General features: G+C 61.9%; 11 protein-coding genes. All 11 read right to left on the bottom strand.

Features of this window, described 5'->3' with window-relative positions:
- Positions 1–38: 38 nt before the first annotated feature.
- Complete coding sequence (gene dtd / locus PseuLF5_RS27465; protein WP_007909321.1) at positions 39–476, bottom strand: D-aminoacyl-tRNA deacylase; 438 nt, start codon at positions 474–476, stop codon at positions 39–41.
- Positions 473–1444 (bottom strand): prolyl aminopeptidase, encoded by a 972-nt coding sequence (gene pip, locus PseuLF5_RS27460; RefSeq protein WP_064117068.1) that lies wholly within the window; start codon positions 1442–1444, stop codon positions 473–475. Before pip ends, dtd begins: the two co-directional genes overlap by 4 nt.
- Positions 1445–1548: 104 nt before the next feature.
- Complete coding sequence (locus tag PseuLF5_RS27455) at positions 1549–2454, bottom strand: alpha/beta hydrolase (protein ID WP_340135067.1); 906 nt, start codon at positions 2452–2454, stop codon at positions 1549–1551.
- Between the two features lie 153 nt (positions 2455–2607).
- Entirely contained in the window at positions 2608–3555 is a 948-nt protein-coding gene (locus PseuLF5_RS27450) for a choline ABC transporter substrate-binding protein (protein WP_222833836.1), read from the bottom strand.
- A gap of 254 nt (positions 3556–3809) precedes the next feature.
- The gene (gene hutG, locus PseuLF5_RS27445) at positions 3810–4613 is read right to left on the bottom strand and encodes an N-formylglutamate deformylase (RefSeq protein ID WP_123470700.1); all 804 of its coding nucleotides are present in this window, start codon (positions 4611–4613) and stop codon (positions 3810–3812) included.
- A gap of 10 nt (positions 4614–4623) precedes the next feature.
- The gene (gene hutI, locus PseuLF5_RS27440; protein WP_340135066.1) at positions 4624–5829 is read right to left on the bottom strand and encodes an imidazolonepropionase; all 1206 of its coding nucleotides are present in this window, start codon (positions 5827–5829) and stop codon (positions 4624–4626) included.
- Between the two features lie 37 nt (positions 5830–5866).
- Positions 5867–6505 carry a hypothetical protein gene (locus tag PseuLF5_RS27435; RefSeq protein WP_340135065.1) on the bottom strand — a complete coding sequence of 213 codons (639 nt, stop codon included), beginning with the start codon at positions 6503–6505 and terminating at the stop codon, positions 5867–5869.
- A 26-nt stretch (positions 6506–6531) separates the two neighbouring features.
- The gene (gene hutH / locus PseuLF5_RS27430; RefSeq protein ID WP_222833840.1) at positions 6532–8064 is read right to left on the bottom strand and encodes a histidine ammonia-lyase; all 1533 of its coding nucleotides are present in this window, start codon (positions 8062–8064) and stop codon (positions 6532–6534) included.
- Positions 8065–8180: 116 nt separating this feature from the next.
- Positions 8181–9704: a histidine ammonia-lyase gene (gene hutH, locus PseuLF5_RS27425; RefSeq protein WP_340135064.1), complete on the bottom strand. Its 1524-nt coding sequence runs from the start codon at positions 9702–9704 to the stop codon at positions 8181–8183.
- Between the two features lie 182 nt (positions 9705–9886).
- Positions 9887–10717: a quaternary amine ABC transporter ATP-binding protein gene (locus PseuLF5_RS27420; protein WP_123470690.1), complete on the bottom strand. Its 831-nt coding sequence runs from the start codon at positions 10715–10717 to the stop codon at positions 9887–9889.
- Positions 10714–11565, bottom strand: a complete 852-nt coding sequence (locus tag PseuLF5_RS27415) for an ABC transporter permease (RefSeq protein WP_007949591.1) — start codon at positions 11563–11565, stop codon at positions 10714–10716. Before PseuLF5_RS27415 ends, PseuLF5_RS27420 begins: the two co-directional genes overlap by 4 nt.
- Between the last annotated feature and the right edge of the window lie 12 nt (positions 11566–11577).

The raw sequence follows: 11577 nt of genomic DNA, 5'->3' as shown, positions 1-11577 counted from the left end.
AACAGTCGAAATTTCCTAAAAAGGTGTTTCAAGCGCTTTCAGGTCTGTAACAAAAAGGTAACCGGGCCATCGTTGACCAAATGCACCTGCATATCGGCGCCGAATCTACCTGATGCCACAGTGCCATGCACCTGTTTCGCACTGCTCAATAGATAGTCGAACAATTCCTCGCCCAAGGCCGGTGGCGCGGCCGTCGAAAAGCTCGGGCGCAACCCGCTTTTGGTGTCGGCCGCCAGCGTAAACTGCGAGACCAGCAGCAACCCACCGCCCACATCAGCGAGAGACAAGTTCATCTTGCCCTCCGCGTCACTGAATACCCGATAGTTAAGCAGTTTATGCAGAAGTTTGTCGGCGCTGGTACGCGTGTCGTCGGGTTCGACCGCCACCAGCACCAGCAAACCGTGATCGACCGCGCCGACCACTTCACCCGCGACTTCAACCCGCGCACCGCGCACGCGCTGCAACAGGCCCTTCATGCTTCTTCGGGCGGCAGGTCGAGCAGGCGCCGTGCCATGTTACTGGCCGCACGGACCAGCGCATCGGTGATACCCGGTTCGGACGCGGCGTGCCCGGCGTCGCGAATCACCTGCAGCTCGCTGTTCGGCCAGGCCTGATGCAATTCCCAGGCGTTGTCGAGTGGACAGATCACATCGTAACGACCGTGGATGATCACGCCCGGCAGGTGGGCGATCTTGCCCATGTCGCGAATCAGTTGATTCGGCTCGAGGAAGGCGTTGTTGGTGAAGTAATGGCATTCGATCCGCGCAATCGACAGCGCGCGCTGTGGTTCGGAGAAGCGATCGACCACCAGCGGATTCGGCCGCAGGGTCGCGGTGCGCCCTTCCCAGGTCGACCAGGCTTTGGCCGCGTGCATCTGGGCGATCTGGTCGTTGCCAGTCAGGCGCTTGTGGAAGGCGCTGAGCAGATCGTCGCGCTCGTCCAGCGGAATCGGCGCGATGTAGTCCTGCCAGTAGTCGGGGAACAGACGGCTGGCCCCGGCCTGATAGAACCACTCGATTTCCTGCGGGCGGCAGAGGAAGATCCCGCGCAGGATCAGACCGTGGACACGCTCCGGATGGGTTTGCGCATAGGCCAGCGCCAGGGTCGAGCCCCACGAACCGCCGAACAGCACCCATTTGTCGATGCCCAGGTGTTTGCGGATACGCTCGAGGTCGGCGACCAGATCCCAGGTGGTGTTGTTTTCCAGGCTGGCGTGTGGAGTGGAGCGTCCGCAGCCGCGCTGGTCGAAAGTGACGATACGGTACAGGTTCGGATCGAAATAACGACGGCTCTGGGCGTCACAACCGGCGCCGGGGCCGCCGTGGATGAACACCACCGGCAAACCCTCCGGCGAACCGCTTTCATCGACATACAGCGTATGGGTGTCATCGACAGCCAGATCGTGCCGGGCATGGGGTTTGATCTGCGGAAACAATGTCTGCATTGCGTGCTCCGTAAGGGGTCGAGGTCATCCCTGGGGGGACTTCTATTATTCTGCCGTCAGGCATCATAAACCCGATTTACGTCAATGAGCATGCCCGTACGCAGTCACATTTTGTCAGCCATGTACCTCAACAGGTTTTCGTAGAGCCGGTCGACCTCGGCGACCTGGCCAAGCGCGCGCAAACAACCGTGCACAAGCCCTTCGCCGTAATAGAGGGTAGCGTCTGGCAACCGTTCGGCGTAGCGCACGCCGTCGTCGCGCAGGGGATCGAATTGCGCGACGGCGATGAACGCCGGCGGTAATCCGCTGAAGTCCTCGGCGAGCAACGGCATGGCGTACGCGTTCGGCCGCGCGGTGCCGCGCAGGTAGAGCGCGTGATAGCAGTCGACGTCTGTGCTGCCGAGCAACGGCGCATCGGCACACTCGCTGCGGGATGGCAATCGTTCGTCGCCGCCAAGGCCGGGATAGAGCAGCACTTGCGCTGTAGGCAGCGGCTCCCCGGCATCGCGCAACGCCAGGCACAACGCGGCGGCGAGATTGCCACCTGCGCTGTCACCGGCCACCAGCATTTTTTCTCGATCAAACCGGAACGGCCCGCTGCGCAAGGCGCGCCAGACACTCAGGCAATCCGCAAACCCGGCGGGAAAGGGGTGTTCAGGCGCCAGCCGATAATCCACCGCCACCACCATCGCGCCCAATGCCACGGCGAGCTCGAAGCAGATGAAGTCGTGGGAATCGAGGCCGCCGACCACCCAGCCGCCGCCATGCAGGTAGAGAATGCTGGGCCAGCCGGCGGCCGGGGGCTCTATGGGCGGGCGATACGAGCGCACCGCCACGCCGCGCAACCGGAAATCCACGACTCCAAGTCCCGCCGGGATTGGCGGAGTGAAGGCTCGACACATTTCATCGTAGTCGCGACGCAGGCCGTTGATGCTGCTGTCATCGCTGGTGAAACTGAGGGTTCTGGCGACGAAATCCGCCATGGCCGACGAAAGCTGGTAGTGAGCCATAAGCCCTCGATGCAGCAGCTATTTGCAGAGTGGCAGAACTGTGGCGAGGGAACTTGCTCCCGCTCAGGCGCGTAGTGCTCGAAACAGCCCTGGGTCCGCCTCGCAATCCTGCGGAGCAAGCGCCCGCGCCACAAAAAAATCATTCACCTATCTTCAGGGCTTGAGGCTGGCCTGAACCGCAGCCACACCTTCTTTGCCATCAAAACTGCTGACCCCCGCCAGCCAGCGCTGCAGATCCTCGGGGTGTTCACGCAGCCAGTTCTTCGCCACTTCCTGCGGGGTCTTGCGCGCCATGATCGGCACCATCAACTGACTTTCCTGAGCGGCGCTGAAGGTGAGGTTTTCCAGCAGTCGATACACGTTCGGGCAGCGCTCGGCGTAATCCGGCGAGGTGACGGTGGACACGGTCGCGGCGCCTTCGTTGGGGCCGTAGACGTCTTCGCTGCCGGTCAGGTAAGTGATCTTCATGTTGATATTCATCGGGTGCGGGGTCCAGCCGACGAACACCACGAACTCCTTGCGATTCACCGCGCGCTGCACGGCGGCCAGCATGCCCGCCTCGCCCGACTCGACGATCTTGAAATCCTTCAGACCGAAGTGGTTGGTCTCGATCATGGTGTTGATCGTGGTGTTGGCGCCGCTACCCGGTTCGATGCCGTAGATCTTGCCGCCGAGCTGATCCTTGAACCTGGCGATGTCGGCAAAGGTTTTCAGCCCGGCTGCCGCGACGTAATCCGGCACTGCCAGCGTCGCCTGCGCATCCGCCAGGCTCGGCTGGTCCATGACCTTGACTTGATGGGCGGCGAGGAACGGCGCGATGTTGTTGTCCATCGCCGGTTTCCAGTAACCGAGGAAGATGTCCAGACGCTTGTCGCGAATACCGGCAAAGATGATCTGCTGCACCGCGCTGGTCTGCTTGCTCTCGTAGCCGAGGCCGTTGAGCAGCACGTCGGCCATGCCGCTGGTGGCGATGACGTCAGTCCAGTTGACCACGCCCATGCGCACGGTTTTGCACGACGCGTCGTCATTGGCCATGGCGCCGGCGCTGAGCAACGCGCAGCCGGTGAGGATTAACGCACAGCGAGTGAAGAGTTTTTTCATTCGGGAGGTCTCGTGCGGCAGCGGATTATTGTCAGGTCGGTGTCTGTTGCACCGTGGCCGAAACATTACGCAGGCGACGAGAGGGAAAGATGAACGGTGGCGACCGTGTTTTGCACAGCGGCGACCCGGACGGAACACCGTCCCCTTGTGGGAGCGAGCTTGCTCGCGAATGCGGTGGGTCAGTCACCTCATAATCGACTGACACTATGCTTTCGCGAGCAAGCTCGCTCCCACAGGGGGTTGTGGGTCTGTGTTCAGGATTTGTAGTGGCTCTCGCCCCAGGCGAGGAAACCTTGCAACAACTCCTTCAGCACCACCCGCGTCGGCTCGGCCAGGTCGGCGCGATAGCGGAACGGTTCGAACTCTTCCATGTAGGTGCTCTGGCACAGCTCCAGTTGCACCGCGTGGATGTTCTCGGCCGGGTTGCCGTAATGACGGGTAATGTGGCCGCCCTTGAAGCGTCCGTTGAGCACGTGGCTGTAATTGCCGTAGCGCGCGCAGATGGCTTCAAGCTGACTGGCCAATTGCGGATCGCAACTGGCGCCGTTGAAGGTGCCGAGGTTGAAATCCGGCAGTTTGCCGTCGAACAGGTGCGGGATGATCGAGCGGATCGAATGCGCGTCGAACAGCAGCGCGTAGCCGAACTCTGCCTTCAGTCGCGCCAGCTCTTGCTGCAGGGTGCGGTGGTACGGCGTCCAGATCTGTTCCAGATAGGTCGCGCGTTCTTCTTTCGAAGGCGCGTGCCCTTCGCGGAACAACGGGATGCCATCGAACAGCGTTGCCGGGTAGAGGCCGGTGGTGGCGCCGGCGTACAGCGGCTTGTCGTCGGACGGACGATTCAGGTCGATCACAAAACGCGAGTACTCGGCGGCCAAGGTGCTGGCGCCCAACGCTTCGGCAAAATCGTAGAGCTGCGGAATGTGCCAGTCGGTGTCCGGCAGGCTTTTCGCGTCCGCGATCAGCCCGGCTTCGACCGCAGGCGTCAGACGTAAACCGGCATGCGGCATGCTGATCAGCAGCGGCACGCGACCTTGTTTGAAACTCAGAACCTTATCCACAACCGCTCTCCTACAAACTTGATTCGACGCCGTGACGCACGACGCGTTTGTCCAGATCCCCACCGAGCCAATAAGCCAGATCCGCCGGGCGATCAATGTGCCAGGCAACAAAATCCGCAACCTTGCCGACTTCCAGCGAGCCATGCGTATCGGCCATGCCCAGCGCTTGTGCGGCATGAATAGTCGCACCGGCCAGGGCTTCTTCCGGGGTCATGCGGAAACAGGTACAGGCCATGTTCAGCATCAGGCGCAACGACAGCGCCGGCGAGGTGCCGGGGTTGAGGTCGCTGGCGATGGCGATTTTCACCTTGTGTTTGCGCAAGGCGTCCATCGGCGGCAATTGAGTTTCGCGCAGGAAGTAGAACGCTCCCGGCAGCAGCACCGCGACGGTGTCGGATTTGGCCATGGCGATGGCGTCGTCTTCGTCCATGAACTCCAAGTGATCGGCGGACAACGCGTGATACCGCGCCGCCAGAGTGGAGCCATGCAGCGACGACAATTGTTCGGCGTGCAGCTTCACCGGCAACCCGAGTTGCTGTGCGGTGATGAATACCCGCTCGACCTGCTCCGGCGAGAACGCCAGGTATTCGCAGAACGCATCCACGGCATCAACCAGCCCTTCGGCGGCCAGCGCCGGGAGCATCTCGGCGCAGATGTGATTGATGTAAGCGTCAGCGCGATCCTTGTATTCCGGCGGCAACGCGTGGGCGGCCAGACAGGTGCTGCGCACGCTGATCGGCAGTTCTTTCTGCAGACGACGGATGACCCGCAGGATCTTGCGCTCGCTGGCCAGATCGAGACCGTAACCGGACTTCATCTCGACCGTGGTCACGCCGTCGCGCATCAGGCTTTTCAAGCGTTTGGCGGCGCTGGCGAACAGTTCGTCTTCGCTCGCCTCACGGGTGGCGCGCACGGTGCTGGCGATGCCGCCGCCCTGCGCCGCGATCTCGGCGTAGCTGACGCCTTGCAGGCGCTTCTCGAATTCGCCGCTGCGGTTGCCGCCGAACACCGTGTGGGTGTGGCAGTCGATCAGGCCGGGGGTGACCCACGCGCCTTGCAGGTCGTTGACCGCCGGGTATTCGCCGGAGGGCAATTGAGTGCGCGGGCCGATCCACTCGATGTGCGCACCGGACGTCACGATGGCCGCATCCTCGATGATCGAATAGACGCCCTGCGCCATGGTTGCGACGTGGCAGTGTTGCCAGAGGGTTTTCACTGTTGGCCTCCGTTGGGATTGATTTGGTGGTAGGCCTTCAAAAGCCCCTCACCCTAGCCCTCTCCCGGGGGGAGAGGGGACTGACCGTGTAGTTCTTTCGAGATACGCCGACCTGAAACTTCTGTGTCGAACCCAGACTTTGAACACCACGAAGATCGACTCCCTTCCCCCTCTCACTTCCGGGAGAAGAAGGACTGACCGCGTAGTTCTTTCGAGATACGCCGACCTGAAACTTCTGTGTCGAACCCAGGCTTTGAACACCACGAAGATCGACTCCCTTCCCCCTCTCACTCCCGGGAGAAGAAGGACTGACCGTGTAGTTCTTTCGAGATACGCCGACCTGAAACTTCTGTGTCGAACCCAGACTTTGAACACCACGAAGATCGACTCCCTTCCCCCTCTCACGCCCGGGAGAGGAAGGACTGACCGCGTAGTTCTTTCGAGATACGCCGACCTGAAACTTCTGTGTCGAACCCAGGCTTTGAACACCGCGAAGATCGACTCCCTTCCCCCTCTCACGCCCGGGAGAAGAAGGACTGACCGGGTTGTTCTGTCGAGGTACATCGACCTGAAATTCCTGAGCCGAACTCAGGCCTTGAAGCTCACCGAAATCGGCTCCCTTCCCCCTCTCCCCCCTGGGGGAGAGGGTTGGGGTGAGGGGGATCGATTTCAGCATCAACAACACTCCCCCTGAAAAACCACTTACAAACTAGGCAGCAACTTCGCCGGAACCAGCTCGGTCAGGCACCGCGAGGCCAACAACTCAGTCGCCGCATTGATGTCCGGCGCAAAGAAGCGGTCCTTCTCATAGAACGGCACTTCCTTGCGCAGAATTGCCCGCGCCTGTTCCAGCTTGGTCGAGGTCTTCAGACCGTTGCGCAGGTCCAGACCCTGCACCGCCGCCAGCCATTCCACCGCGAGAATCCCGCGGGTGTTCTCGGCCATTTCCCACAGACGCTTGCCCGCAGCCGGAGCCATCGAAACGTGGTCTTCCTGGTTGGCCGAGGTCGGCAGGCTGTCCACCGAATGCGGATGCGACAGTGCCTTGTTCTCGCTGGCCAGTGCTGCCGCAGTCACCTGGGCGATCATGAAGCCCGAGTTGACGCCGCCATTGGCCACCAGGAACGGCGGCAGTTGCGACATGTGCTTGTCCATCATCAAGGAAATGCGGCGCTCGCTCAGCGAACCGATTTCGGCGATGGCCAGGGCCATGTTGTCGGCGGCCATGGCCACCGGTTCGGCGTGGAAGTTGCCACCGGAGATCACATCGCCTTCAGCGGCGAACACCAACGGGTTGTCGGAGACGGCGTTGGCCTCGACCACCAGCACGTCGGCAGCCTGACGGAACTGGGTCAGGCAGGCGCCCATGACTTGTGGCTGGCAGCGCAGGGAGTACGGGTCCTGGACCTTCTCGCAGTTCTGATGCGAGTCGGAGACTTCGCTGCGTTCGCCGAGCAGATCGCGATAAGCGCTGGCGGCGTCGATCTGGCCTTTCTGGCCACGGGCCGCGTGGATGCGCGCATCGAACGGCGAGCGCGAACCGAGTACCGCTTCCACCGTCAGACCGCCAACAGCCAGCGCACCGGCAAACAGGTCTTCGCCTTCGAACAGGCCGCGCAGGGCAAATGCGGTCGACACCTGCGTGCCGTTGAGCAGCGCCAGGCCTTCTTTCGCCGCCAGGGTCAGCGGGGTCAGACCGGCGACTTTCAGCGCTTCGGTGGCTTCCATCCACTCGCCCTTGTAGCGCGCCTTGCCTTCGCCCAGCAGCACCAGCGACATGTGCGCCAATGGCGCCAAGTCACCGGAAGCGCCGACCGAACCTTTCAGCGGAATGTGCGGATAAACCTCGGCGTTGATCAGCGCGATCAGCGCATCGATCACCACACGACGGATGCCGGAGAAACCCCGGCTGAGGCTGTTGACCTTGAGCACCATGATCAGGCGCACCAGCTCATCGCTGATCGGCTGGCCGACACCGGCCGCGTGGGACAGCACCAGCGAACGCTGGAGGTTTTCCAGATCTTCGCTGGCGATACGAGTCGAGGCCAGCAGGCCGAAACCGGTGTTGATGCCGTAGGCGGTGCGATTCTCGGCGAGGATCTGCTCGACGCAGGCGACGCTGGCCTCGATCTGCGCGGAGGCGCTGTTGTCGAGGGTCAGCTTGACCGGGTTCTGATAGACGTCACGCAGTTGGGCCAGGCTCAGTTGGCCGGGAATCAGGTTCAGCGCAGTCATTAAAATGCTCCTTTTGAGACATTGTTATTAACTACCAGTCGCTCCGGAGCATTCCGTTATCCGTCGCTTCTCGTCTTGTGGACGATGAGCGCCTTGGCACGCTGGTATGGGTATTGTCAGTGCAGATTCGGTAATACGTTGTGCAGCGAATTCGAGTCTTTCAACACGCTCGCGGCGGCGGCGATATCCGGCGCCAGCCAGCGATCCTGATCGTAGGCCGGGACGGTTTCGCGCAGCAGTCGCCAGGCGCGGTCAGTGCCCGCGCCGAAGCGTTGCGCCTTGAGGAACTCAAACGCTTGCGCTGCCAGCAGGTACTCGATGGCGAGGATCTGCGTGCAGTTTTCCAGGGCGCGGTGCAGCTTCAGCGCGGCGCTGGTGCCCATGCTCAAGTGATCTTCCTGCAGGCCGGAGGTGACGTAGTTGTCGAGCACCGCCGGTTGCGCCAGTTGACGGTTTTCCGCGCACAGCGAAGCGGCGACGTATTGCACGATCATCATCCCGGAGTTCACCCCAGGGTTGGCCACCAGAAACGCCGGCAAGCCGCTGACGTGCGGGTTGACCAGCCGATCGAGGCGACGCTCGGCGATCGAGCCGATTTCGGCCATGGCAATCGCCAGCAGATCCGCCGCCATCGCCACCGATTGCCCGTGCGGGTTGGCTTGCGACATCACCCGGAAGTTGTCCGGCGTACCGAGCAGCAACGGGTTGTCGGTGCAGCCGTTGAGTTCGGCTTCGACCTGCTTGATCGCGTGCGCCAGTTGATCGCGCGCCGCGCCATGCACCTGCGGGATCGAGCGAATGCTCAGTGCATCCTGCGTGCGAATGCCTTTGCTCGCCGCGATCACTTCACTGCCATCGAGCAACGCCCGCAGATTGATACCGACCTGCTGCATGCCCGGGTGCGGCTTGAGCGCGATGATCTCGGCGTCGAACGCGGCGATCTGCCCGCGCTGGGCTTCAAAACTCATGGCGCCGATGACATCGGCCCATTGCACCAGTCGCGTGGCATCGGCAATCGCCAGGCAGCTGAGGCCGGTCATGCACGGCGTGCCGTTGACCAGGCACAAACCGTCTTTCGCACCGAGTTGCACCGGTTGCAGACCTTCTTCCGCCAGCGCCTGTTGCGCCGAGGTGGTTTGCCCGCGATAGCTGACATTGCCCACGCCCAGCAGCGCGATGCCGATGTGCGCCATGTGGGTCAGGTAACCCACCGAACCTTGCGACGGCACCTGCGGGGTGATGCCGCGATTGAGCAGCGCCAGCAGGCCTTCGACCACGCGACGATGAATGCCGGATTTGCCGTGGCTGTAGTTGTGGATCGCCGCGCAGATGATCGCGCGGGTCTGCTCATCGGGCAGCACCGGGCCGACGCCGCAGGCATGGCTGAGCAGGGTGTTGCGCGAGAGCTGGCTGAGTTGCTGGTCTTTCAGTGAAACGTTGGACAAACCGCCCAGACCGGTGTTGACGCCATAGGCGCGCTCGCCGCTTTCGACGATGCGCTGGACGATGCCCTGGGCATTTTCGATCCGCGCCCAGGTCTCGCTCGACAGCTCCAGTTGCGCGCCATGACGGGCGACGGCGACCACGTCCTGCCAACGCAGGGGGTTGCCGGTGATAACGATTTTTTCAGCCTGGGACATCTGGAGCCTCATACCAATACTGTTAATGCATCACTCTGTGGCGAGGGGATTTATCCCCGTTCGGCTGCGAAGCAGTCGTAAAACCTGCCTCCGCAGTCTGCCTGACAGACTGCGGCGCATGGTTTGGGGCAGCTTCGCCACCCAACGGGGATAAATCCCCTCGCCACAAAGGCAATCCAATTTCAAACCACCGCCGCCCGCCGCTGCACGAACCGGTCGACGTACTCATCCGCCGGCGAATGCAGGATCTCGCGCGGGGTGCCGACCTGAATCAGCCGGCCGTCCTTGAGGATCGCGATGCGGTTGCCGATGCGCACGGCCTCGTCAAGGTCGTGGGTGATAAACACGATGGTCTTGTGCAGGGTCTTTTGCAGTTCCAGCAACTGGTCCTGCATCTCGGCGCGGATCAGCGGGTCCAGCGCACTGAACGCTTCGTCCATCAGGATGATGTCGGTGTCCGCCGCCAAGGCGCGCGCCAAGCCGACACGCTGACGCATGCCGCCGGAGAGCTGGTGCGGGTATTTGTTTTCGTAGCCTTTTAGGCCCACGGTGTTGATCCAGTGCAGCGCGCGCTCCGAGCACATCTGCTTGCTCTCGCCGCGCACTTTCAGGCCGTAGGCGACATTGTCGAGCACGGTCTTGTGCGGCAGCAGGCCGAAGCTCTGGAACACCATGCTGATCTTGTGCCGGCGAAATTCGCGCAGGGCGTCCATGTCGTATTGCAGGATGTCCACGCCGTCGACCAGGATCGCGCCGCTGGTCGGGTCGATCAGCCGATTGAAGTGACGCACCAGGGTCGATTTGCCCGAACCGGACAGGCCCATGATCACAAAGATCTCACCGGTGCCGATGCTCAGCGACAGGTCGTTGACCCCGACCACGCAACCGGTTTCGTTCAACACCTGATCCTTGGTCTTGCCCTGGCCAACCATCGCCAGTGCATCCTTGGCGCGGTTGCCGAAAATCTTGAAGACGTTTTTGACTTCGATCTTGCTCACGGTTGCGTTGTTCATTTGCTCACCTCATGCCGTGGCCGACCGTACGCCTGGGTAATGCGGTCGATGACCACTGCGAGAATCACGATCGCCAGACCGGCTTCGAGGCCGCGTCCGACGTTGAGGGTCTGAATCCCCACCAGCACATCTTCACCCAGACCTCGGGCGCCGATCATCGAGGCAATCACCACCATCGACAGGGCCATCATGGTGGTCTGGTTGATCCCGGCCATGATGCTCGGCAGGGCCAGCGGCAGTTGCACGCCGAACAGTTGCTGCCAGCGGTTGGCACCGAAGGCGTTGATCGCTTCCATCACTTCGCCGTCGACCTGGCGAATACCCAGATCGGTCAGACGGATCAGCGGCGGCGCGGCGTAAATCACCGTGGCGAAAATCGCCGGGACCTTGCCCAGGCCGAACAGCATCAGCACCGGGATCAGGTACACGAAACTGGGCATGGTCTGCATGATGTCGAGCAGCGGCATCAGCACCGAACGCAGGCGATTGCTGCGCGCCGAGAGAATCCCCAGCGGAATGCCGATCAGCACCGAAATGATCGTCGCAACCATCATCAGCGCCAGGGTCTGCATGAGTTTGTCCCACAGGCCGACAGCGCCCACCAGGAACAACAGACCAACGATGACGGCGGTGGTCACGACTTTGCGCGTGGCGTGCCAGGCGACCACACCAACAATGGCGAGCATCAACCACCACGGCGCCGCACGCAGCAAACCTTCGAGATTGACGATGGCCCACAGCAGGGTGTCGGAGATGTGGCGGAACACATCACCGTAGTTGGTGACCAGCGAATCGACCCAACCGTTGACCCAGTCGGCGATGGAAAAGGTAAAGCTTTCGGGAAACATAAGCGGCTCTCA

This window comes from Pseudomonas sp. LF-5 (genome assembly GCF_037626295.1).
GTDB classification, from domain to species: domain Bacteria; phylum Pseudomonadota; class Gammaproteobacteria; order Pseudomonadales; family Pseudomonadaceae; genus Aquipseudomonas; species Aquipseudomonas monsensis.
This window is presented reverse-complemented; position numbering and strand designations above follow the sequence as displayed.